Origin of the sequence: Stygiolobus caldivivus (assembly GCF_019704315.1) — an archaeon.
GTDB classification, from domain to species: domain Archaea; phylum Thermoproteota; class Thermoprotei_A; order Sulfolobales; family Sulfolobaceae; genus Stygiolobus; species Stygiolobus caldivivus.
This window is the reverse complement of the sequence record NZ_AP024597.1, coordinates 1,272,929-1,297,941: the sequence shown is the minus strand read 5'-3', so window position 1 is coordinate 1,297,941 and position 25,013 is coordinate 1,272,929. Positions and strand designations below refer to the sequence as shown.

Genomic DNA, 25,013 nt, shown 5'->3' with positions numbered 1-25,013 from the left:
CCCCTATATACTTATATATCCCTTTGTTATAGTTTAGATCAATGCCAGGAAAGTTCAGTACTATGAGGAGGGTATTATCGGTAACAATACTCTCGTTATTTATGATTTCCGCTCCTTTGACCCACTGGACCTTAGTGGTGCTTTCCATGTCCCCGATAGGGAGTGTGGTAAAGTCCGTAAACTTAGGCCAGACTTACCCTGGGTACATGCTTTATAACCCCCAGGACGGCTACGTATACTTCGCAGACTTGGACGGGATCTATGTAATTTCCGGGGAATCCATAGTAGGTGTGATCCCGGTAAATACACCCTTCCCTGGAGAAACGTTACCTATTATGTACTACGACAATTCTACGGGCTACGTATACGTTAATCTGGCTAGTTCTATAGGCGTGATATACGGGACTCAGATAATACATAACATATCGCTCAACGGGTATATTTACAGTATAGTTTACGACCCACAGAACGGTATGATATACGCGGCCACAGCGTCCGATCTCTATGCCGTGAATACTGTTAGTGATACGATAAGCGGGGAGACCAATATAAGTTATGGGGTGACTTATATGCTAGTAGACCCTTCTAACGGGGAAATCTACGTCGCGTCGCTTGACTACATAACCGTACTGACGCCTTCCTTAAACTTAGTAAGTAAGTTAAACGTTAACGGTTCGGTCTACATGCTACTTTACGACCCTTCGGACGGGTATATATACGCGTTGGGGGGTTCTCAAATATACGTCATTAACCCTACAGCGGATTCCGTTATAGCTGAAATTAAAGACAGCCCCAACTTGTTCATGTCCGTAACGTACCCGCAAATGGTTTATGACCAACAGGACGGTTACTTGTACGTTGTCAACGGTAGTTACGTGGGGGTCATATCTTCAACGGACGTCGTGGCAGAAATACCCACAGATAATATCGTATACGGGTTGGCGTTTGACCAAGGGGACAATTACGTTTACGTAGGTGGTAGGAACTTCACATATGCACTAGACCCGGAGTTCAATTCAATAATAGGTAATATTACGACGCCCGGAGTACCCGTATTCATGTTGTACAGTAACGGTTACATTTACGAAGCCGACGTTTTACCTAATTATGACGTGGAGCTTTACGTCATCGGGACTCAAAGGGTACAGAGCTCTACTGCACAACTAATAATTAACGTTTATAATTACAACGGTAACACGGCGTCTTCACTAGGAGGGGAGACTTACGCGTTATTAATTAACGCCTCGACAAACCAGATGGTAAGTAAAGCTTACATGAACGGAAACTCTCAAGTAATATTTAACAATATTACCCCGGGCGAATATGTGGTCGAGGTCTATCATTACCCTGGTTCAGGGTTAAACGTCACCGAGTATTGGGGAAATATAACCGTAAACGTGGCTTCATCGTCTGTGGTCAACTTCTTTAGGGACACTCCGGTGATTGTTAATCTGAACTATACTACCGTTAATAACACGGACAACATCACCTTGGTAGTTTATAACCCGCTGAGCTATTCTGTTGAAGGAACAGTTTATTTCTACGTTTCCTCTTATTCAGTTCCCGCCTCATATCAAGAATACATACACCCCGGTTTTAATTACTTTAACTTAGGAGTACCCACAACTACTTCTTACGTTTATGTCGTGTTATCCGCATATATAAATAACTATTACGGCACTCCTATAACTACAGACGAAGCCGAACTGACCTTTAACAGTGGTAGTCAAGTAGAGGCTACTAATATAATTCCTTATTTCTACAACTCATCAGCTGAGGGATTAATATACGTTAATTACACTAAGGCCGAACTAGGGGTAATGCTACGTGGTGTGATGTTCGGTAACCTTTCTATTCCAGGGGTGTTTGATGCTAATAATCAGAGCTACTTCACATACAAGGTGGCCGGACCCTTCATAGTTAATACTACAATTGACGGTTGGCATATTTACGGTTTCACCTATGTAGCACTACCCACATACGCAAATGGCACCGTGGTTAATTACAGTTATAAATTACAGAAGACGTTAATAATAGCTTATAACGGCAAGCAGATAATTGCGTTAATATATTACCGCAATTTAGCCCCAGTCCCACTTCAACTTAACCAGTACTGGAGCCATATACATAAAGGGAATGACGGAGCGGGCTTCGGTATTTGGCCCAGCGATTACAATCCATATGTTAATTCCTCTCAAGGACTTATTAACCAATCCTATTACCTTGATGGTAATACCTCAGTCTATATTAACGAGAGCTATGTGGGGCAACTGAACTCCTTCGGTTTATACCAAGTACTACCGGTAGGTCCTATATCAATGGTGAACGACCAAGAAGGTTGGAACGTAACGATAGACATAATAAACAACATGTCATCTACACCCCAGATCCAAGTGGTAACAGTAGGGTTGCGGGTCGGTCAGGCTACTGTAGATTATTCCTTCTTGGACATACAGCACGCTGCTATAACTCTGTTCCCTGATCGATCAGCCCAATATGTTTACTCCATAGGTTTGAACGCCAACCCTCCTAATTATGAGGAGATAGAAGGTATTTTACCGGATTTGATAAGCCTCGTAAACACTACCTACGTGACTAACACCACCGATAAGATAGTTATAAACGTGTTTAACGTGAACGGGAAACCGGCCTCCGGTGTTCCCGGAGTGGTGTATGGTTTTCTATTAAATAATGAAGTGCAGATCATTGAGACATCCTATATGAATTCTAAGTCACAGCTGGTCTTTAACAATGTCCCACCCGGTAACTATGTCGTAGACATTTATCATTATCCCAATATAGGTCTAAATGAGACAGAGTACTGGGGTAATGTATCGGTAAGCGTTAATTATGGTCAGACTATAATACTTAACTTTACTAGGGACACACCGTGGATATACGACGTTAACTTACAGCCTTTATATAACGGTTCTTATAAGGTGAACGTAGTAATAGATAACCCTCTGGACCTCACTATAGATGGTAGAGTGTTAGTTGACGTTTACTCGCAGTCCGGTTTAGAAAAGTCCTATTTGATAGGGATTACGTATTTCCTTCAAGGTCTTAACAACTTCTCCTTGACCATATCTCCACAAAGCGAGCCCTCCTATATCTATGTAGTCGCTTACTCGTGGTTATACCAGTACTGGGGAGAACCCGTAGCCACTGACCAGTATAATTATACTGTGTCACCGAGCTACTTCTACATTCCCGTATGTTTTGAAGGTAACACTTATTACGTTTACTGGGAGTCCCCGGGGATATACGGTGAGTTAACTCCTAGCCAATTCATTAGCATCTGGGAATCTCCTCGTTTAATTAAGTTCTATCAGCTAACATTCACTAACGGTACCCCGGTTACGAATATTACAACTGAAGAGACGATTCTTACTTATCTTTACTTATGGATATATTTGCAAGAGAATTTTAAAAACATAGTGCAATATTATAGCTACCAATCTGAGGGATATGAGGGTTTAGAAGGAGCGCTCAACCCTGTTACGCCATACACAATAACATTAGCAAACTGGATAAGCGAGGTGCTTAACTACATACTTTTGGTGTTCAGTATATTAAGCGGTCTTCAGATTCCGTCTTCTACAATAAAACTGATAAAGGATGCGACCCTCCTATCATTCAAAGTCTTTATCCTAGTATATACTGGTAAATTAAGCCAGGTATTCGGACAACAAAAGGCTAGTGAAATTAAAACGCTGTTTGGGCAATATGGGCTAACCACTTCGAATTTTATAGCAACTGTGGAAAAATTTGAAGAACTCTCCCCGGTACAACAGCAAAGCTTTATAAAAGAGTTATATGCGATCATATACGGCTCTGAATTACCTAACGAAGATGCTAAAATCACGCAAATAGTCATAGATTCGTTAGGCGAGAAATTAGCCTCTATTTTCGTAGTTAGCTTTAGTGAAAGTTTGTATGAGAGCATTACTGAAGTAGGGTTAAATCGGGCTTTAGGTTCAGCCATATTGGATAATTTTGAGTCAGGCCTAGCTGATACTCTTGTAGACTCACTGCTATCTCCTGAAGCATTAGCTGGATTCTTCCTAATTTCACTGGCTAACATAATTGAAAAAGCATGGAATTTACCAAATAGTATTTTATATTCTGAACTCTTGAGCTTTATGTACTTAGCTAATGAAAGTTACTCTGGGCTGAACACGTTAATCACAGAATTTCAGACTTCTAGTAATATAAATCTCACGCTTGCGAGTGAATTATATTCGAGTATTACATTAAATAAATATATCTGGTTTAATATATGGTATCAGATATATTTAATAGAAAAATTCACATATACTAACATAATAGGCGAGGTGTTTATTACATTTTTAGGTGTCTCGAATCCTAAATCAGTTCAAATAGCGTATGAAGCATCACAAATAGACTTTGAAGAAGTAAATACGAGTTTAGGTATGTTGGTTTCTCTTGCTGAAAGTGCTAATTCGACTATAAGTGAAGATTCTAGACCAATAAGTCTAGGAAATATCACACCTCCCGTAACGTTTAGTAACTCCACATATGAAGATATTAAGAATTACGCTATCCACACCCTTATTTACCTTCTGCTTACTAATTCATATTTAAACCCCCTTTTACTACCTACTACTGGTCTCTTAATACTTCAAATAGCAAGCGACCCACCATTAGCGGTATTAAATATAAACTCCACAAAGATAATAATAAACGGAACTCACGTATTAACGAATAACCCGTACATTCTCGTTTCAAGGACTAATAATAGTATAGAAGTTTTAGTACCCGCTGGTAACGTGACGTACTTGGGCTTCGAGTCGAACGAGACCTTAACAATAGATGTAACATATGATAATGAAAGCATAGCCCCTATTGTTCTACAGCCATATACTGCTGAAGTGCTCAAATTATCGAATCTGAGTTTACTCGAGTTTAACAGCAGTGTCGAAATTAACGAGAGCGGTCTATTAGAAGTTAAAGGAGCAAATAACTTTTCATTCTTGTGGATTTCCAACGGTAGGTTACCGGTAGTAGGCCTTCTGCCGGGCGAATACACTATAACCAATACCAACGTGACAGAGACAGTAGTAGTACAGAATGTAACCGAGACATTTCCGCAACCGGCTAACGCGGGAGGAGTTGGTGGGATAGTTCCAGCTAATACTCAACAGCCCACCAATTATATTCCAATAGTCATACTTACGGTTCTTGTTGTAGCTTTAGTTATAGTCCTAGCGATGATGAGGAAAAGGAAATAAGTTTTTTAAGAGTATGAGCTCTACACGTAACCATTTTTAGAACATACATAAATCGTCACTCTGTCTACGATAAGCTCGTAAGGGAAAATTTGGAAGTTTCAACTTAACGCCTTTTTTGTTATCACTTAACGCACTGGCTCTAAAGCAAAATTTATTATAAGGAATTACTTGCCCCAACGCCTACTTGTTCTTTGCCTCCCACACCTCAGTGTTTTTTAATCTCGAGGTATATTCTTTTAGTCCTAAAAAGTAAGGGATCAGCATTAAGTTCCTTTGTAAATAAAAGACGGTGTAGTTTTTGACTAGACTTGGGATATTGAAGTTTTTGAAATACCCTCTGCGTTTATAATAACTTATTAAGGTGATAAAAAAATAGACGGTGTAGTCTATGACAGGCCATATAAGGGAGTATATGTCATGAGTTAACAGCCCGAAAATTAAAGAAGCGTCTACGAGGGTTATGTAATACGGTAAAGTGAATAACGACCCTATCTGTAGCTTATACAGCCTCGTTAAGTTATTGTTTATCTCTTTATTCTTGAATATTACGTCGAATATTACGTACCAAGTACCCTTGAACCACCTAACACTCTGCTTCAGAAAACCCTTAAAGTCGACCTCTTCTTTGGGGAAAGCTATCGATTCCGGGACGAAAATTATCTTATACCCCTTGGACAGTAGTATTACGGCGTGTAGCATGTCTTCCGCAGCGTTCTCCTTCATATGTTCTGGGATGGGGTATTTCTTAAGTATACTGGTTTTATACAAGACGTTAGAACCGCATATAGTCCAGTTAGACCTAGGATTTGATAAACTCCTATATACGGGCAAAAAGAAATTATAATCGAACCTCCTTATGTTTATGAAGTTACCATAACTCTTCTCCTCCCAGAGCTGTGTCCACCCGTATGTTGCTACAACGTTAGGGTTCCTGTGGTACTTCAAACTGTTCCTTATCCAGTCCTTGTCTAACTTCGTGTCAGCATCTATAGTGGCGGTCAACTCGTATTCGCCCTCATCGACCATACTTATCATTTGGTTTAATGACCTCTGTTTGCCCAAGTTCTCCTTAGTGTGCTTAATGAGTATAAAATCCGGGTCACCATCTTTCTTGTTATTAGCTGTGCATATCTCTTTGTTTTCAGACACCTTTTCACAAGTCACTCCTCCAAAGTAGTCTTTAGCGAACCTCAATATCTCGTCCAGAGACCCGTCAGTGCTGTAATCGTCAGTGACGATTATTTTAGACGGCTTATAACTCTGGTTCAACACGGACTCCAAGACCTCATATACTGTGTCCCTCTTGTTCCTGCAAGGTATGACTACTGCTACCCTTGGTTTATAGTTAGGGTCATCAACATAATTCCTCCTGTCCCTCTTAGACTGTAAGTAACCTAGCGGGAAAAATAACCAATATGCAAACAAATAGGGTACAGTAACTTTCAGAACCTCCATGGCTAAAGAAAACTTGCTCTTAATACTCTCTCTCATTAACCATTCTCTAACTAAATTAACGCTTAACTCATATATATTTATCCTCAATTTAGCCCCCTAAGGACAAGATACGTTTTCTCCACAGTCCTTCGTATTTCCCACTACTAGGCTTTCTCAGCAGTTCATATTACTGGTAAGGGAGTGGTTTACACTTAGCCCCTACCAGAAACAGATTTAAAGACAAATTAGTGATTTAAAACTGTGAGGATACTAGTTACTGGTGCGGGTGGACCGGCTGGGATAAACGTAATAAAGTTGCTGAAGGAGTACGGGTACTACATAGTTTCTACAGACATTAACGAATATTCCGAGGGGTTCGTCCTATCGGACAGTTACTATGTCATACCGCCCGCTTATGAAATGGAAAAATTTATTCAGACGTTGGAGGAGGTTATAGAGAAAGAAAACATAGACTTTGTCATCCCTACTGTCGACGAGGAGATCGAAGTCATGGCGGAGAGGGGTTTAAAGTATAGGGAGAAGTTTATCCTGCACCCGAAAGAGACAGTAAAAGTCTGTTTGGACAAGTTAAAGACTTACAAGCATTTTGAGGATAAAGTACCGGAATTGGTCCCGGAATACTCTGAAGACCCGAGGGCAATGAGGTCGGAAAAGGTCGTAAAAAAGCCTGTAAAAGGTAGGGGGAGTAGGGGGGTGTACACGGGTGACAGGGAGGAGTTTAAAAGGGAAGAGGGGTATTTTTACGTAGAGTACCTCCCCGGGACTGAGTGGACTGTGGACGCAGTAGCTGATAAGGATGGTAAACTGGTCGTAGCAGTCCCCAGGGTGAGGTTAAAGACTAGATCCGGGGTAACTGTGGTGGGGAGGGTGAAGGTGGACGAAAAGATATTAGGGTATGTCAAAAAGGTCACGTCTTACTTAAAGTTCACCGGGGGGTTTAACGTCCAGTTCAGGGAAGACCTCTACGGTAACCCGAAATTACAAGAGATAAACATAAGGTTCTCAGGCGGGTTAGACATAACGGACGCCGCGGGGGTAAATTTACCGAAGTTAGTAATAGACATATGGGAGGGCAATAAAGTAGGTGGGTTTAAGGTTAACGAAGGTATATATGTGAGGGTACCCCAAGTTTATTATTGGAAATGATATTCATAGACTTAGACAACACGTTATACAACCAAGAACAGTATTTAAAGCCCGTGTTCAGGAAGATAGCGAAAGCCGTCCAAAGGAAATGCGGGACAAACTCACGTGTAGTATACGAGTATTTGGTGAGGACAGTGAGGGCGAAGACCATGCACTACCCGGTCTTTGACTCGCTGGTAGAGGACATGAGGCTAGATATAGACCCGAAAGACCTCGTTAAGTCATACAGGGAATTGTCAATAGAATACTTCAAAAATAAGGGGGTCACCTTGTACAAAAACGCCGTGGATCTGTTAAAGAGGGGTGACGTGGTCGTTTACACCGAGGGGAGGAAGGAGTTCCAGGGGGTTAAGATAAAGAGTATTGAGGAAAAATACGGCCTAAAGTTGAATTACATAGTCGTGGAGGACAAATTGAATGAGGAAAACGTGAGGATATTTAAAGAGTATTCGCCCGCCGTGTATATAGGGGACGACGTGTTCAGGGACTTCTTTATCCCTAACAAGCTGAAAATTGTGACAATAAGGGTCTTGACCGGCCTATATAGGGGTATACCGAATACTGTTGTGGAGGAGAGTTACAGACCAAAAATCACAGTAAGGAATTTAAATTGCTTAATACTCTAAAAATTTATAATGAGAGTGATGTTTATAGGTGCTCACCCCGACGATATAGAACTCGGGGCCGGGGGGACTTTGCTAAAACATGTCAGGAAGGGGGATCAGGTACTTTATGTGATCCTGTCTAAGGGGGAAAAGGGAGGGGAACCGAAAGAAAGAGAAAAGGAGGTATTAGAGATAATAAGCTATCTAGGTATAAAGGACTATAAACTATTCAGTTTCCACGACACGCTACTAAATACTAAATTCAATGAAATAAAGGACGAGTTAGAAACTATTATAAAGGACTTCGACCCCGACAGGTTATATACGCACAGCCTAAACGACTCCCACCAAGACCACAGGACTGTAGCGGAAGCGGTAAAAATAGCGGGGAGGAGGGTACCACAGGTACTGTCTTTTTGGGCACCGTTGTTATATAACAACTTCAGCCCAAACTATTTTATAGATATATCCGACGTATTCGAAGAGAAATTAAAAGTATTGGAAAAATATAAATCACAAGGACATAGGGACTATTTGAAAAGAGAAGTTATAGCAGGGATAAATAAATACTTTGGATATATAAATAATGTTGACTACGCTGAAGGCTTTGAAATAATAAAATATAGGGAGGTATTTTAAATTATAGTGAAAGTGGGATTATGACGAGAGTATTAATTACTGGAGGTACTGGGTTTATAGGAGGACATCTGACAGAGTATATACTAGAAAACGAGAAAAATAGTAAAGTAGTGTTATTATCTAGACCGGATGGGAGCACGACGAAAGAAACCATTTATTACTTATTTAAAAAATATGGGGGGAGAATTAGATTTGCAAAGGTGGATATAAGGGATTATAAAGAAGTAAGGGCGATCGTCAAAGACATAGATATCGTATATCATTTAGCAGCACAGCCAAATCCGGATATGTCAATAATAGACCCGAGGGAAACATTTGACATAAATATAAGAAACATTTGACATAAATATAAATGGTACAATTAATGTTTTAGAAGCTTGTTTAGAATCTCCCTCAGTAGAGAAAGTAATAATACAGTCCTCCTCGGAAGTGTATGGAGACCCAGTTTATACGCCAATAGATGAAAACATCCGTTAAATCCTACGCACCCGTACTCTGTAAGTAAACTAGCCGCAGATAGACTAGCGTATTCTTATTTCAAAACTTATAGACTACCGATTATAATTGCTAGGCCATTTAACGCGTTCGGTCCTAAGTAGTACGGACGGCCGAGAAACTTCGTAACGGAAAGTGTTGAGAAAACTTATCTTATTCATCGGCTTACGATGAGAGGGCTAAATTGAGGATAAATATATATGAGTTAAGCGTTAATTTAGTTAGAGAATGGTTAATGAGAGAGAGTATTAAGAGCAAGTTTTCTTTAGCCATGGAGGTTCTGAAAGTTACTGTACCCTATTTGTTTGCATATTGGTTATTTTTCCCGCTAGGTTACTTACAGTCTAAGAGAGACCGAAAAAACTACGTTGATGACCCTAACTATAAACCAAGGGTAGCAGTAGTCATACCTTGCAGGAACAAGAGGGACACAGTATATGAGGTCTTGGAGTCCGTGTTGAACCAGAGTTATAAGCCGTCTAAAATAATCGTCACTGACGATTACAGCACTGACGGGTCTCTGGACGAGATATTGAGGTTCGCTAAAGACTACTTTGGAGGAGTGACTTGTGAAAAGGTGTCTGAAAACAAAGAGATATGCACAGCCAATAACAAGAAAGATGGTGACCCGGATTTTATACTCATTAAGCACACTGAGGAGAACTTGGGCAAACAGAGGTCGTTAAACCAAATGGTAAGTATGGTCGATGAGGGCGAATACGAGTTGACCGCCACTATAGATGCTGACACGAAGTTAGACAAGGACTGGATAAAAAACAGTTTGAAGTACCACAGGAACCCTAACGTTGTAGCAACATACGGTTGGGTTCAAATATGGGAAGAGAAGAGTTACGGTAGCTTTGTTGATATAAGGAGGTTTGAATATAATTTTTTATTACCTATATATAGAAATGTGATGAATCCCAGGTCTCACTGGACTATGTCCGGTTCCAACATCTTGTACAAGACCAGTGTACTTAAGAAATACCCCGTCCCGGAGGACATGAAAGAGAACGCTGCGGAAGACATGCTACACACAGTGATATTACAATCTAAAGGGTACAAAATTATTTTCGTACCCGAAGCAATGGCATATTCTCAAGAAGAAGTAGATTTTAAAGGATTTCTAAAACAAAGTGGTAGATGGTTTAAGGGTGCTTGGTACGTATTATTAGACTATGCATTAAAAGATAAGAATATAGAAAAGAACATGACAACGTTACATAAGTTACAGATCGGTGCATATTTTACTTTACCTTATTATGAAGCGGTATTGAACTATGCCTTGGCAGAGGGGATAATAACTAAACAGATGAGTTATTTGATGTGGCCAATATTAGATTTTAGCGCTTATTTAATCCTTACCTCGATTGGCTATAGAAATTATAAAAAATATTTTAATAATAAAAGGCTTTATTTCATTAAAAATTTCCCGAGGTATTACATAGAGCGTCACCTCTCATTAATACCGTATTTTGTTGGGCTGAGAGAATATTTTAAACTAAGAAGTAAAGCTGGAAAGGTAGTTAAGTACCCATTATAAATTAAAATACCCCCTATCAGCATCTGTTTATCAAATAATGTGACCGCGTGGGAACCAGAGAGGTGACGATAAGTAAGACCTGCAAGGAAGATGTCACTTCGACCTTTATACGGGGTTTGTACTCAACAACTTAGTGGCTGTCACGAAAGGGGCAGCCCGATCCCGGACCCTCACCTATAAATAATACGTAACGGCTGCACACTCGTAGGTGAGCAAGTAAATTTTATTTAGAGAGAAAACAAACAGTTGTGAACGTCCGGATGGCCTATACGGGTTTCGTAATCCCCGTACATAATACGAGGCAAGGGGTCTTAGAAAGGACTGTAAAGGGTCTGTACGGGCAGACCTCTTTACCGATTTACATAGTGGACGACGGCTCTAAGAGGACAGAGACCGTTGAATACCTAAGAAAACTGGAAAGTCATAAACAGATTGAAGTCATCCACCTCGAGGGGAACAAGGGTAAGATTGAGGCCCTCGCGACTGGGGTGAGGGAGGGGGACATAACCTACCCGTTTTTTATAGACGACGACGTGACAATAAAAGTAAACCCGCTAATAGGCGATGAGTGGGGGAGCCTTGACACTATAATAGAAAAAAGGGAAATAAACTTGCTTAGTGATGGTTCGTGTATAGTATACCCGGTAGGGGCTAGGAACAGAGGCGAAAACGTTTTGACAAAACTCCAAGATTTAGAGCACATAGTCTCCACATACTACGTCAGGAGGCTGTTAAATCACGGCTTGTTCATAAACGGTACGGGGTCTTTGTGGAGGTCTAAAGATTTCCTAGAAATATATGACTTACACTCCAAGGTACACGAGGGGGACGATCTGGAGACCAGTTTAATTAGTTACGGGCTCGGTAAGGAGGTCGTTTTCTCAGACGGGCTGTTTTTATTAGCGGAGATGGAAAAGGGCTTTAAGGGGTGGTTCAGGCAGAGACTAAAATGGGAATACGGGAAGTGGAGGCTATTAAAGAGGTATTGGAAAGAGGTACTGAAAAACCCGAATAACTTTTCCTATTATTTTGCTTCTGAATTTTTATTGCTGTCTTTTATCAGTGACAAACTGGGGTTCCTCTTCTCTCTCCTCTTATTATCTTCTATATTTTCTAAAAGGTCTTACAGTTGGCCGAAAACTAACAGGGTAAAAGAGGCAATGATTTACGTGCCTTTCATAGGCTTACTCGCTTATATAAACCCGCTTATTTTGGCGGTCACCCCGGTTTATTATTACTCGTTATTGAAATTGATGAAGAAGAAGTATGACATATACGACGACCGGACTATCAAGGACGTCCTAGGGTTATTCGCTTATTCCACGTTTTACTTGTCCGTACTACAACCCGCGGGACTTGTGTACAGTGTTTATAGGGCAGTGACAGCGAAACCCACTCTCCCACGGTAGTAAAGCCTTCAGGGTCGCCTACGGGGGCGCTAGCACGGCCTGCAGAAAAACGCTGCGTGTGAGAGAGATTAAATATCGCGGGGCGGGGCTGTAACCCCTTCAACCTCCCAGTCGGAATACAGAGGGCAGAGGGGCTGAGTATGAAGGTGACACAAAGTTTAGTGCTCACGGCTAGAGTCGGAGGGAAAGCCAGGGTCAGGGGACGGCCACTGGGTCGGACTGCGGGCTCGTTAAGGGCCTTAACCCGGGCGGTGCATAAAAGGACATTTGAACTCTACGTAGAGTAATAGTCGGGCAGAAGCGGTCGCGGTAGACGACATATTTAACCTCAGACCCTATTCAAGGGTAAAGGGAAAAGCTGGTAGGTAAGGGGACTGCTCCGATTTATACTCAGTTAGCGTTTATTGAAAAACCGTGGGCGGGGTATTACGAGGCCTTAAAAACCTTTTAAACTATGCACTATAAAATCCGGCACTAACAAAAACCACCTCAGTGACACCGAAAAAGATAGGGGCACACGACTGACAATAGAGACCGTCACCAAGAACGGGTTACCTAGGATAAGGGAAGATACCTTGAAAAACTGCTCGTAGGCCCGATAATAGGTGGGACGAGGGCACGAGGCATAGCAGACGCTACTGGCACCTCATACGTGACAGCATTTGGGAATGCTCTTAACCAGCCATAAAATTTGGTGAGAGTTTGTAAAAATATCGCGGTATTTATAAAAACCGTCCTTTCTATTACTACGCGCGGGAAAGAGCTAGAAGTATAAAGGCAAACATTACTTTAGAAACACTTATGTGCAAGGGTTTATAACTTATTTATTCGGTCACCCAAAGGAGCACTGTCATTAATCGTCGCGTGTCCTCGATCAGAAGACATCCCTTAATTAGGTCCGTTTAAGGGCGGTTAAACATATCGATGTTTATTTGACATAATGTACAAACACTTATCGAATTGATGACTGTTTTAGAGCACACTCCACAAGAACAATTATGTTACGGCACAGGACTTGTCCCCTCCGACACCCGGCTCACTATCCTTACTAGCTAACTCTTCAGTGTGGTAACTTTTCAACACTAACCGTATTTACCCCTATATATTACAGCCAGTAGGGGGAAGGAGGACGTTGTATGTCTACTCTTAATAATTAGGGCGTAACTTCGTCAGCAGAGGTCACGTTAATTTTACCCCTAACTTTTTCCTTGAGCTTCTTATCTTCTGTAACTAAAGGCAGTGATAAGCCTATTGCGAGTTGGACATATGAGGCGTCATAAAAGGATAATTTATAAGTTAACGCTACCTTTTCCACCTCGACTTCGTCTACGTCAATGACGTCCATAGTCGTTAGGACTTCCGATATTATGTTTATCAGTCTTAACCCCTCGTCTTCCGAAAGTGTCTTGTGTAATATTACATACTTCCAGACCGTATTCCCCAGTTCAAACTTAGCTAAGGGGACTGTATAATTACCTCCTAATACTCCTACTCTTTTCTCGCTAATTAGTCTAATTATTGAGGAAGCGTCAAAGACGTAACTCATCTGCTGTCTCTGTCCTCTCTTATACTCTTTACTACGTCGTCCACACTTATCTTCTTTACTACGTCGTCTAAACGTTTTTCCAACTCTCTAGCCTTTGCCTTTTTTACCTCGTTTATTAAAGCCTTCCTTACCACTTCAGCTTCGTCTATGTTATACTTTTCGAGCTCCCTTTTTAACTCCTCGGGGACCCTTACTGAGATTATTACAGTTTTACCCATAAGTTATACTATCCCCGAGGGAATAAATAGTTTACTTATTGTAAACAGGGCTTCGGTGAGTACTAGTAAGACTTTCATACTCTAAGTTAAGTCGAATTTAGGTTACCTAAACGAAGTAAAACGGTATGTTCTGACCCCGTGAAAAAGAGGGTCTCAGCGTCATGCTACTTGACATGTCAATGACACGTGGGGCCACTTAAAGGGGTATAACACGGACACGACAAAGACTCCTGAGGGGGAGCGACGACATGCCGGAAGGGAAGGTAACAGACATGAGGTATATCGCACCTACTTACATTATTCATAATAAACATAACATATGCCGAACTATACTAGAAATCTTAACAGGGAGGAGGCGACGTTACTTAATTTCTCAATAGACCATACGAGGACGTCAGCTCCAGGATCACCATATACTATGTACGCTGCCTCAACTGGTGGTGTTTACAAGGTGGTTAACAGCGATGAGGTCATATCGGTACAAGGTGATAATTATTAAGTTAATAAAATACGTTAGTGTCTTCGTATTAGCCATAAATTATTGGTACGCTTGTATTTAGTTACTACAAAACTTCTACTAGACACTCCATAGTCCCGTTTCTCTCGTTCCGCGAGTCCCCCTTAATAATGGTGTTGGTATTTTTTCTTTTATCTAGCCTTAGCGTTGTCGGTGGTATTGCGGGACATGTCGTCCTTTAACCTTTTGGGAAGAACCAGTAGCCTACCGGGATGAAATAAGTAGGACAGACGTCATTAACGTTAAACGAGAAGTAATGGGTACAAACACCGACTCGGGCCCCGTCACTTTCGGGGGACTGGCGTGTTATAACTTATGACGGTAGAGAAATTATAATACCGAGGGTCATAGACCCCTATGTCCGAGTTAACGTTAGTAAAGAAAAAATTCAACTCAAGTTTTTGACGCTAGTAAATAAGGCATATCTTTAAGGTCACGGACGTATAATCCCATTTTTATTTCCCGATAGTTAGTGCAAATTGACGTTTCTTAAAACCCTCTCAGACCTGGAGGACCCCTTAAGGACAGTAAAGGGAGACCGTTGACCAATATCCCACCCTTGGGTAATTCCTTACGTCTCCCCATTGGCGTTAACTCCTCTAAGAGCCCCTCCCACACTTATGTGTTCCTTCTGGAGGTATTATACGTATTATGACGGAAAAGCTCATGGATAAAGGCCCCAAATACCTGGGTAAGTACGTTGTAGTAAATACTGAAAATCGTGGCTGCTGGGTAATTATCCTAAACATTTATAGTAATACTTATACATATACTTATGTAAATGGCCAAAAACTACTGGTTTTTGATTGAGAAGTATGTAATAGTACTCATGTAATTAGTAAAAATATATCATACACAAGGGTTTTACGTAAAACGTTACACTAAACTCCGTCTCAGGTCGAGCGCTCTAGGGCCTATACTATGACCGCAAAAACGTAAAGGCCGTGACCAATTAGGGGGAAGTGAATGCATGCTTAACGCAAAACGTTACTCCATAGACGACATAAGGTGGAGAACAAGCACTTTTACATCTAAAAACCTTAGCGTCGTGGGCTGAAACTAGCCCTCTGCTCCTTAACAGCCACGCTTTACGCACCCCGACGGGTCGCTTTACCGGCTAAACCCCCGACGGGGTGAAACCTGTCAGTTTGTCTTAACGTTTTCCCTAAACCCCCCTCAGAACTCCTCGTAAACGTCGATAAACCTCTTATACCACCCCTCAAACTCTTTTCTAGTCACTATGTGGAACTCAAAGGGGCTACCTATGTTTAACTCACCCTCTATCACTACTTGGATGTTCACCTTGTCCCACACAGTAACGGCCTTGTCCGTGACCACCAACACGTCGATGTCGCTGTCGTCCCTGTAATCGCCCCTAGCCACAGAGCCGAAGAGGATCACCCTACACTCCGGGTCGACTTTCTCGACACAGACTTCCTTAATAAGCCTTACATAACGCCTTGCGTCCTTTAAGTACCCCTTCCTCTCCTCCCATTTCTTCTTAAGGTATTCCCAGCTCACCTAACACCGCCTCGACCAGTTTCAAAGCCCTTTCTACGGCCCCCTTATCGTAATCGACGGGGAGGTACCTAGACGCGATGTACGCTTGTTTTAAGAGGTCTAGTGTAGGGATCTCTGAAGAAAGGACTTGGGAGAGCTTAGCGTTATTCGTGAGCTCCACCACCTTTTTCAACAGTTCTACGACGTCATGGGTCTTAGGGAACGAGCCGGTAAGGCTAGACAAGTAGTACTTCAGGCCCAGCTGCAAAGCTTGCTCTAACGAAAACATAGCTAAGTTGTATTTCCCGTCATTCAGGAGTAGCTTGGCATAGTCCAAAAAGTCTAAGGCGTTTCTCTTAAGGAACTCCACGTAATTATGATCCCCCCACGAGTTAATAAGGTTAGGCTGTACGATTTTCAGGGCCGTTCACGTCTCCTTTGTAGCCATAACAGTGATGAGGTGTCCCATCAAATATACTCCGCGGTATTAATACCTAGTAAGTGTAAGGGCGTAAAGCGACGTGTTAATGAGCTGGTTTATACAGAATGATCCTTGTACACGTATTATTTGTCCGCGAATCGTAATAATTTAAGGGAGACAATTAAAATTCATAGGGCGTAGAACTCCATTACCCCACCCCACTCGTCACCTAGTCCCACTTCCACACTTTCCCCACCCTCTTAAACCTCTTCCTCACTTGGCTGAAGGTCTCCCTCACCTCTTCGATAAAATGTCCGTCACCGCACAGTATTTTCCCGTCCTCTATGGCTTCGAGGACGAAAGTAGAGCCCTCCCTCAGTTTCTTCAGGAACACTTCGGTGTTCATGGCTACGGGCATGACCTTAGGGTCATTCGGGTCGAAAGCCATCGCGAAGCCCTCCCTCGGGTCTTTAGGGAAGGCGTCCGACACCACCAGTACGTCAATGTCGCTCTCATTAGTGTAGTCACCGTTTGTCCCTACACTCTCATTTCAATCATTTTATCTTCATTCATGATCGAGTGTAGGGGCTTAGCCCTCAGCCACCTACCTAATTTTACGGTAGGCGGGTCATGGGGCTCCTTCGAGCCCAACGGCACGGGGCTCACATGTCCAGCTCTCTTCAAGAGGTTATACAGAGCTACTACGTCCCTGTGCCACAGCTCACCTCCTTTCTCACACCTACCCACCCTTAGAGCAGTGCTCCCATTGGGTGGGTAGAGAACATTACAGCCGTGTACTGGGCATGTGGAAGAAGTATATGCTGGGTTGACCAAAATCACTGGAACACCGAACTCCCTAGCCTTCTCGATAATAGCGTTCTTCATGGAAGAAAATGCGGAACGGTAAATTCTCAACCTAAGTTGAGAGTCCCTCACGTCCTTAACCATGTGCTCTGGAGCTCTCTTAGGTAAGTCCTCCAAGATTATAACACTCCTGCTTTCAAAAGCCTCCATAACGACCAGCCTAGCCAACTTCCTCCTGACGTCCACCTTCTTATCCCTCTCCCTTAACTTCCTTAACTTCCTCCTAGTTTCCCTGTCCTTAGTAGACTTACCAGTAGTAATTTTCCTCCTCCTATACTCATAACCGAGAGTGGTCTTCTTCGTCATAGTCTCTAAAAGTACTGGTTTCCCGTGAACTAGGAGTGATATAGCGTTTTCATTTAAGTCCACTGGAATGTAGCCCTGAGGAGTGTATGGCTTTGGTTCATCCTTCTTAAAGACGATGTAGAGTTCTATTACGTTACCCTTTAAGAGCTTAAACCTAGCCTCACTTGCAACACTCCAACCACTATTGTAGTACCTCCAGAATATTTTAGGGAAGAGCGGGGATAGGGAAACCCTACCGTGTTTTGTAACTATCGTTATTTTATCAAGGCTGAACTTCCACACGTGGTCATCTAAGTGTACTGTGACCCTCCTTATCGTCGGCTTATCGGTATAAGCCCTACCCCTCTTTTTCATTTTCTCAAAGCTGTCCAACCTTTCACTGGCGTCTTCACAAGCCGTGTAGATGTAATGTGACGGTAAGCCCTTATGTCTCTCCCTCTCCGCTTTGTATATACCCGCTTTGATCTTAGTGAACGAGGTAGTGTTGTTCCACAACCCGTACTCTATCGCATCACCTAATATCTCCGTGTACTCCTCCTCAACCTCTTTCAGCTTCTTGTAGGTCTCGTAACTCACTTTAACCCTCAGCTTTACCGTCCTCTGCATTTAACTCACCGATGACCTTTTTTACGCCCTGAATAAACAGTGTCTTCTTATGGCTTCTCATTCCGTAAATTTTTCCTGCAAATGAGGTTATGATAGAGATCAGGTCTTCTACGAGTTCCTGTGTTGCGTCCTTAGGCTCTTCACCAAAAACTACCTCAATTCTTACCCCCATTGCTGAGAAGAACTCCTCCAAGTATTCGAACCCGAACCTAGTAAGTCTGTCCTTGTATGTTATTAACACGACGTCTATACTTCTGCTCTCTACCAATTTGAACAGCTTTAGCAGTCCCTTCCTCTGCGTATTTAACCCACTAGCAATGTCCTTCAACACTTCAACTACCTTATATCCCTTTGCCGTTGCGTAGTTTGTTAAGTAGTTTATTTGCCTCTCCAAGTCCTCCTTTTGGTCAGCTGATGACACCCTAGCATAAATTACTGCCCTACTCTCCTCCCTCCTCTCTAGGTATTTCTTAACCTCGCTGTAAGGTATCCTATACTTCCCACCCTCAGTTGTTACCACCCTTATCTTGCCTTCCCTTATCCACCTCAAGAGTGTTGAGTATGAAATTCCTAACAGTTGGCAAGCCTCCTTAGGTCTCAGTAGTCTCTCCACAAATTTAGTTAGAAATAAATGAACATAAAAAGATTTCTATTAACATAAAAAAGGATTCAGCCCTCGCGTAAGACCCGAAGAGTATGACCACCTTCGGGTCAAACTTTGAGTACTTTTTACACAGTCCCTCTAACAACGCCCTCCACCCACCCGAGGACCTTTTTACCGCAATCAAAACACCTCTTCGCCGTATTTTCGTTATAATAATCGGCGGGGGCACCCGCGTCATAGACGTCCGGGTACCTGGAGGGGAGGTAATGCTTATCCAGCTCCTGCCCGCACTCCTCTATTTCTTTAGGTACCTGGACGTCCACGTCTCGGAGGAGTATGGTGACGGAGTAACGCCTAACCTAGAGGTGGTAAAAGTTTAACAGTGCTTTTACTGCCTTCTCTGCAGCTTGTTGCGACTCATAACACGCCTCTTCGTAAAGCCCGTATTGCATGTTGACCTCGGCGGACTTTAAGTTCCTCTCAGCCTGCCTCAGCCAGTCGTTGTACCTCTGCATTATGACTAATATCACTTATTATTGATAAATATTTATGCTTAGGACGAGGGGCCGACCTACACCCAGGCTTGGAGACTCACTGACGCTATCTTGCACGGCGCGGAATATAAACCTTACATGGCGAAATGACGTGCTCCACATAGTCTTCCACGATATAACAGACGACGGACTGAAGGGACAAGGTCGCAGACCTACTCGAGAAGAAAGGCTTAATGAGGGTTTAGAACAGCGTGTTCATTGGTGACCTGAACTCGGCGAGGCTTAAAGGCGTGGTGGCAGGTATAAGGACTGTCCGGAGGTTAGACAAGGGGGTCCTTCGTACTTGTCCTACCGGCAACAGAAGCTGTGTTTAACCAGAGGAATAGCCATAAGCGGTGAGGTGGAGGACAAAGACGACCAGTTAGTATGGTAGACACTGCAGTCATTCCAACAGTTGGGACTTGGAGGGGGTCAACGGAGGTCGAGGTCGTTAGTACTCCCACTATTTCCTGCTCTCCATCCCCGGAATTTCTCTCGCTTTTTTCACTGGATCGTTAAGGTACCTATCTTTCAATCCCTTTTGGGATTTAACCTGGACGAGAAGACTGTCATCGGGAAGTATCATTTTACCTTTCAATCCCTTTTGGGATTTAACGGTGCGGGGAAAAACCCTTCTTCGTGTTTGACGACTTTCAATCCTTTTTAGGATTTAACACGTGACTACGGAAAACTTCCCGATTAGCATACCTACTACCTTTCAATCCCTTTGATAATTTAACCTGATTGGTTTAAATACTACTTGATTTGTGAATTCGCTTTTCCTACTCATAACATTATAAGTCCCTCTTCATCCTCTCACGGAGGGTAAGAGTAAAACGTAAATCGAGGTGGGGGTTGGGACAATACCGTTGTGGCACAAGGGACTTGCCGCTTGGCAGGAGGACTAGGCTTTGCCCTACAATGTTTATCACGAATGGCTTGCGACACGGTCTACTGTATTTATTTAAGGAAATCAACTGCTATTTCAAAGACATGTGGGAAGGCGTCATAATGGGCCTCAGCGGAGTTAGGGCTGTGCCACTTAAACGGCGTATCGTCACGTAACCTTTTGTTGCGGTACAAGACGCGACTGTATCGTCTACCTCTTTTGCGGTTAGTAGTACGCGTTTAGGAGGGTACTATATAACACATTTATATCCCCTTAACCCCCTTTATATTATGAGGTGCGTCGTAGTCCCTATAAACAGGTCGGACTTTGTGTTTGAGAGTTCCTTCTCGTCGATAGTCAGGAGTTACGAAATCTTCAGGCCCCATAAGTTGGTAATACTCTACGCCAATTTCAACAAGGTTCACCTACAGAGGCTGTCAGACTTATTGAGTGAATTACGTAAAAAAGGGGTGAACGTGGTGACTAAGGAGATACACGACCAGAGTTTTGACGAATTTAAGGGGATGATAAAGGAGGAGGTCAAGGGATGTGAAAAGGTCTACCTGGTACCCACCTCAGGGGCTAATATAATAGCCGTCTATTTAGCCCTCCTCCACGCTCAGGAGAAGTACCCGCTTGTGAATTTCATATTCCGCTTTGGCCCTTGGACTTCGTTCTATTACCCGTTCGTGCCGAGGAGTATGGAAAAGGTAATGGTCTTAGGAGACAGTACACCCACCAACGTGAAACTGGACTTAAACTTGGACGGTTACCTAAGTGACACCCTTTTTACCAAGACAGTACAAGCTATGGCTATAAAGCTAAACAAGGCACTAGACAAGGAGGGTGAAGAAGACTTAGTGCTTAAAATTAACGAAGAACCGGTGCTAAGCACTGCTTCGTCCAGTTACCGTGATGTTAAAAATATATTGAGCGAGCTAACGGCAAAAGACTCTTCGCTGATCAGTACTGAAAAATACAGAGACCCGTCGAAAACGATCCTCTCCTTGGCGGGGGCATACGAAATTGAAGTAGACCTCCGGGGCGAGCTCCACGAGAGTAGACAAAAAGAAGAGGACAAAGGCTCCCCCACCGGCAGTAATGCCCCACCACATATCAGTACCGTAGAGGAAGTATCTTACGGGAGGAACGTGATAATAGACACGAACTTGGTGTATTTCGGCATCCACACCCACGAAGTGAGGAACTTGGTAATACCGTACTGTGTACACAACGAGGTCTTATGGAACGTCAACACTAAGACAAAGTTCAGTAACGCAGTGTTCTACGTATACGAGGCGTTGAGGGAAAGGGCGAGAATGATACCAAGCGAGTCTACAATATGCGACGTGGCAATCCCCAAAATAGAACCTGACTTAATAAAGGGGTCAGTAATACTTACGGGGGACAACTTTACCTTTAACAGATGGAAAAAGTTAGCTGTAAACTCATATACTGACATATTCAGGGTGAGGGTAGGAGAAAAAGAGAGGAGTGGCAAGGTGAACGTCAGTGCCGTGATCTTTAACCTAGCCGCGATATTGGGCTTAATGGGCGTTGAAGGTGTAGAAGTGTGCTGGAAGGGAGGTACATGTGTCTCGCCTCACGAGAGAGACCCGACTGCAAAAAATTCAAAAAATACAGTATGATAGAAACAACACTATTTTAATACTAAATAAATGTGAATTAAACTTCTCGGAGTGACGAGAGATTATTATTTTATTGCAACATAAAATAGCTAGGCTAAGAAAAACCGGGTTTTAACCACACTTATTACTGCCCTGACTTGTCAGTTAGGGTTAGGTAACTAGTCTTTTCCCAGGCTGGCAAAGAAGTGTAGCAGTGAGTGCCCCTACTTGAGTTACTGCAGATGAGTCAGCGAAGGGGGGCCAGTAATGTTGGGGGAGGGCGGTAAGTAAAATAGGACTCGATCTTGACGTCGACCTAGTGTTAGGTGGTTTTACCGGCTAAGCTCCGTGTCACGGTACCGGGCCAGAAACTGGTGTGTAATGCCCACCGCTCTTCCCTCGCCAGTACACTAGCTTCGGACTTGTTAGTCCGACGTTTGTTGAAAAACGTACCAGTAGAGTATTTTACCCTGAATCTCACTCCTACTTAAGCATGTACTTTATTTAGGTTACGTACCCTTTGGGTTCTGGACAACGACACACCCGGCTAGGTGTCCTGAGAGGAACGCTGACCAAACAGATAAAGTCGACGACTCGTCGGGCCTTTTCCCGAAAACATTACGTGAGGTTAACCCTAAAGCCTAGGTGTAAACATTGTTTAGTTTAACGACGTAGTGTCTTTTAGGGAGTTGTCGTGGGTTAAAAGAGGAGTAATAAGGGTTTCTGTCCCGTGTAGTTTAACGACGTAGTGTCTTTTAGGGAAAGAGTCGTATAATTTATATGGAGACGGTACTAATCTACGTAAGGTAAAATACGACTTTACGACAGGGGAAATACGACTCCCTAGTCAAGCTTAAAAACGTAAAATTAGCCAAACCGGTGCGACCGGTACGGAGTTTGTAACGATGGGCAAACGTTCATAAATAAAAAAATCCTTTAAATTTTACGCGTAGACCATGCGACCGAAAAACGACAAGAAAAATACTAGGAAAAACGGTCACGTGAGAGGATGACGAGGGACTTATAAAGTTATAAGTAGGAAAAGCGAATTCACACATCAAGTAGTATATAAACCAATCAGTTAAATCCCCAAAGGGATTGAAAGTTAAGAAAAGACAATAATGAATAACCCTCGAGAAATTCGAGGATTAAATCCCCTCACGGATTGAAAGACATGCTTAAACGTGTTAGCAGGTACATTATGAATTTCGTGTAGAATACCAAAAGGGATAAAAGTCATATTTTCTCTACAACCACTGAGCTAGCTACGATTCCATTTTACTGAAAAAGATAGTTTAAGGGACGATGTCCTAACCAACTGCACCGAGGCGTTGGTTGCAATAAGTAACTTGATAATGTCCTTAGTCGGGGACTAAAGGGCAAGGCCTTATTCCCTCGTTCAGTATAATTTTTACGCCCCGTACTAAGGGTACTGTTACCCTTTATTAACCGGGCGGTTGTTTTATCGGTCAACGCTTAAGGGTTACTTTGAAGAGTTTAACCCTACGTTATCGTGAGGGTAGGTAAGGTATAACACGCTGTGACGGGCTCATTAAGTCGGGTCAGGTAAGAGGTGGTGACAGCTATGGCAACCCTATTAGTGGGTAAGGTAACACTCGTGGAGTCAAGGTCGGTGAATATACCCTTACCAAAGTATTCGGCCTGCGACGTGAGCGACAATAGTGTAATGACTAGTGTGGAAAAGAGCGACAGAAAAAGAGGTAATTAAGGTTTACCCTCTATACTCGTATGGACTTTAACCAAGAGGAGTTAAAATGTGTAGTTATGTATGCCGTTTACTGTTAATTTTACTGTTAATCTTGTCTGACAAGCACCTTGGAATGAGGCCTATTAAAGACCGCTAAATATGTCAGTGATATCTTAATATAATTTCACGGATATTCCTCAATTTAATGAGTATATAGTAACCCTCCTATAACCCCTTCTTTATTAAGTGCAATACTAGCGATAAATGTAAGAGAAAATTTTAAATATAAGCTTATTTACTATTTAATGAGACGATTAAGAACCGGACTACTTTACGACGAATTTATGTAGTAATATAGCGGCACGGTACGACTAAACGCCATAATCGGTAATACTCGTACTTTACTTACAACAACATTAACGAGGACGAAACTACAGAACTCTCTAACGACTTTCAATATCTCAAAAAAGGAGGTGATATAATATGATAATATCGTCAGTAACATTATGCCGTGAAATATGTAGAATAAATGTGTATAAAGTCGTAAAGTTCGAAACTAAGGAGCTAAAGCCGCTGCCACCTACTGCGGTAACTGCCCAGTTAGGTATTGCTTCAAATATACATAGATCTAGTAAAACATTAGAGAAGTCGATATTCAATATAATGGTTAGCGAACTGGGTAATGTCATCAGCAAAGGTAGGAAGATTTACGGTAACGGTGGGATCGGAGTCCCAGATTTCATGATTAACAGTGTCTATCCGGGTGAAATAAAAAGTGTAGGGAATAAGAGGAGGTGGCAACAGAACCTGTACCTCGCTGAAAGGCAGGCTTTGAAATACGCTGAAATATTGGGATGCGATAGAGCATATGTAGCGCTAGGGAAATATGCTAAGGTCAATGAGGACTTTGCGTTCTTAGAATTTATTAAGTTGTATGAAATACTCATATTTTCCTCGAGTAATAGTAGTTAAGTCAAGCTTGTTTTTTTAAAAAAAGAAAAGAAATTTATTGTTCATAATTTAGCAAGTTAGTGGTTTCACCATAGAAAAATTTAGGTATAGGTCTTTTAAAGGTTAGTTTTACACTTGGTTAAGCCTTAAACGTCAAGGTACTATAACGACGTTGTCT

19 protein-coding genes and 2 pseudogenes are annotated in these 25,013 nt (G+C 42.4%); 12 read left to right on the top strand and 9 right to left on the bottom strand.

Annotation, left to right across the window (positions count from 1 at the left end; genetic code table 11):
• Nucleotides 1-41 precede the first annotated feature (41 nt).
• Complete coding sequence (locus KN1_RS06280) at nucleotides 42-5,252, top strand: YncE family protein (RefSeq protein WP_221290155.1); 5,211 nt, start codon at nucleotides 42-44, stop codon at nucleotides 5,250-5,252.
• A 180-nt stretch (nucleotides 5,253-5,432) separates the two neighbouring features.
• Here KN1_RS06280 and KN1_RS06275 read toward each other — a convergent pair whose 3' ends face one another.
• Nucleotides 5,433-6,794: a glycosyltransferase family 2 protein gene (locus tag KN1_RS06275; RefSeq protein WP_221290153.1), complete on the bottom strand. Its 1,362-nt coding sequence runs from the start codon at nucleotides 6,792-6,794 to the stop codon at nucleotides 5,433-5,435.
• A gap of 153 nt (nucleotides 6,795-6,947) precedes the next feature.
• On the opposite strand from KN1_RS06275, the gene KN1_RS06270 reads away from it, so the two are divergent.
• The 7 genes and pseudogenes from KN1_RS06270 to KN1_RS06235 all read left to right on the top strand — a co-directional run bounded on the left by KN1_RS06270 (nucleotide 6,948) and on the right by KN1_RS06235 (nucleotide 12,544).
• Nucleotides 6,948-7,853, top strand: a complete 906-nt coding sequence (locus KN1_RS06270) for an ATP-grasp domain-containing protein (protein WP_221290152.1) — start codon at nucleotides 6,948-6,950, stop codon at nucleotides 7,851-7,853.
• Nucleotides 7,850-8,479, top strand: a complete 630-nt coding sequence (locus KN1_RS06265) for an HAD family hydrolase (RefSeq protein WP_221290149.1) — start codon at nucleotides 7,850-7,852, stop codon at nucleotides 8,477-8,479. Before KN1_RS06270 ends, KN1_RS06265 begins: the two co-directional genes overlap by 4 nt.
• 9 nt (nucleotides 8,480-8,488) lie before the next feature.
• Nucleotides 8,489-9,097 carry a PIG-L deacetylase family protein gene (locus KN1_RS06260; protein WP_221290146.1) on the top strand — a complete coding sequence of 203 codons (609 nt, stop codon included), beginning with the start codon at nucleotides 8,489-8,491 and terminating at the stop codon, nucleotides 9,095-9,097.
• 20 nt (nucleotides 9,098-9,117) lie between these two features.
• A complete protein-coding gene (locus KN1_RS15100; RefSeq protein ID WP_221290144.1) occupies nucleotides 9,118-9,438 on the top strand; it encodes a GDP-mannose 4,6-dehydratase in 321 nt (106 codons plus the stop codon).
• Nucleotide 9,439: 1 nt separating this feature from the next.
• Nucleotides 9,440-9,696: pseudogene (locus KN1_RS15095) on the top strand (NAD-dependent epimerase/dehydratase family protein).
• An 80-nt stretch (nucleotides 9,697-9,776) separates the two neighbouring features.
• Nucleotides 9,777-11,135 carry a glycosyltransferase family 2 protein gene (locus KN1_RS06240; RefSeq protein WP_221290142.1) on the top strand — a complete coding sequence of 453 codons (1,359 nt, stop codon included), beginning with the start codon at nucleotides 9,777-9,779 and terminating at the stop codon, nucleotides 11,133-11,135.
• Between the two features lie 248 nt (nucleotides 11,136-11,383).
• Entirely contained in the window at nucleotides 11,384-12,544 is a 1,161-nt protein-coding gene (locus KN1_RS06235) for a glycosyltransferase family 2 protein (protein ID WP_221290139.1), read from the top strand.
• Between the two features lie 1,153 nt (nucleotides 12,545-13,697).
• Here KN1_RS06235 and KN1_RS06230 read toward each other — a convergent pair.
• Both KN1_RS06230 and KN1_RS06225 read right to left on the bottom strand, forming a co-directional pair.
• On the bottom strand, nucleotides 13,698-14,090 hold the full coding sequence (locus tag KN1_RS06230) for a type II toxin-antitoxin system VapC family toxin (protein WP_221290131.1): 393 nt from the start codon (nucleotides 14,088-14,090) through the stop codon (nucleotides 13,698-13,700).
• Complete coding sequence (locus tag KN1_RS06225; protein ID WP_221290129.1) at nucleotides 14,087-14,308, bottom strand: CopG family transcriptional regulator; 222 nt, start codon at nucleotides 14,306-14,308, stop codon at nucleotides 14,087-14,089. The genes KN1_RS06230 and KN1_RS06225 overlap by 4 nt, the downstream gene beginning before the upstream one ends.
• 319 nt (nucleotides 14,309-14,627) lie before the next feature.
• On the opposite strand from KN1_RS06225, the gene KN1_RS06220 reads away from it, so the two are divergent.
• Nucleotides 14,628-14,807 (top strand): hypothetical protein, encoded by a 180-nt coding sequence (locus tag KN1_RS06220; protein WP_221290127.1) that lies wholly within the window; start codon nucleotides 14,628-14,630, stop codon nucleotides 14,805-14,807.
• A gap of 1,194 nt (nucleotides 14,808-16,001) precedes the next feature.
• Here the strand turns inward: KN1_RS06220 and KN1_RS06215 are convergent.
• From KN1_RS06215 to KN1_RS06190, 6 genes and pseudogenes are all read right to left on the bottom strand, one after another.
• On the bottom strand, nucleotides 16,002-16,346 hold the full coding sequence (locus tag KN1_RS06215; protein WP_221290125.1) for a nucleotidyltransferase domain-containing protein: 345 nt from the start codon (nucleotides 16,344-16,346) through the stop codon (nucleotides 16,002-16,004).
• Complete coding sequence (locus KN1_RS06210; RefSeq protein ID WP_221290122.1) at nucleotides 16,327-16,695, bottom strand: HEPN domain-containing protein; 369 nt, start codon at nucleotides 16,693-16,695, stop codon at nucleotides 16,327-16,329. Before KN1_RS06210 ends, KN1_RS06215 begins: the two co-directional genes overlap by 20 nt.
• A 280-nt stretch (nucleotides 16,696-16,975) precedes the next feature.
• Entirely contained in the window at nucleotides 16,976-17,251 is a 276-nt protein-coding gene (locus KN1_RS06205; RefSeq protein ID WP_221290582.1) for a hypothetical protein, read from the bottom strand.
• Nucleotides 17,252-17,283: 32 nt separating this feature from the next.
• Nucleotides 17,284-18,522, bottom strand: coding sequence for an RNA-guided endonuclease InsQ/TnpB family protein (locus tag KN1_RS06200; RefSeq protein ID WP_221289676.1), 1,239 nt, complete (start codon nucleotides 18,520-18,522; stop codon nucleotides 17,284-17,286).
• Nucleotides 18,494-19,135, bottom strand: coding sequence for an IS607 family transposase (locus tag KN1_RS06195; RefSeq protein WP_221289677.1), 642 nt, complete (start codon nucleotides 19,133-19,135; stop codon nucleotides 18,494-18,496). The genes KN1_RS06200 and KN1_RS06195 overlap by 29 nt, the downstream gene beginning before the upstream one ends.
• A gap of 116 nt (nucleotides 19,136-19,251) precedes the next feature.
• Nucleotides 19,252-19,578: pseudogene (locus KN1_RS06190) on the bottom strand (HEPN domain-containing protein).
• A 1,260-nt stretch (nucleotides 19,579-20,838) separates the two neighbouring features.
• Between KN1_RS06190 and KN1_RS06185 the strand changes: the two are divergent.
• The 3 genes from KN1_RS06185 to KN1_RS06175 all read left to right on the top strand — a co-directional run bounded on the left by KN1_RS06185 (nucleotide 20,839) and on the right by KN1_RS06175 (nucleotide 24,856).
• Nucleotides 20,839-22,197: a hypothetical protein gene (locus KN1_RS06185; protein ID WP_221290119.1), complete on the top strand. Its 1,359-nt coding sequence runs from the start codon at nucleotides 20,839-20,841 to the stop codon at nucleotides 22,195-22,197.
• 1,564 nt (nucleotides 22,198-23,761) lie between these two features.
• Nucleotides 23,762-23,905: a hypothetical protein gene (locus KN1_RS06180; RefSeq protein WP_221290105.1), complete on the top strand. Its 144-nt coding sequence runs from the start codon at nucleotides 23,762-23,764 to the stop codon at nucleotides 23,903-23,905.
• 462 nt (nucleotides 23,906-24,367) lie between these two features.
• Nucleotides 24,368-24,856, top strand: coding sequence for a hypothetical protein (locus KN1_RS06175; RefSeq protein ID WP_221290103.1), 489 nt, complete (start codon nucleotides 24,368-24,370; stop codon nucleotides 24,854-24,856).
• The last annotated feature ends 157 nt before the right edge of the window (nucleotides 24,857-25,013 follow it).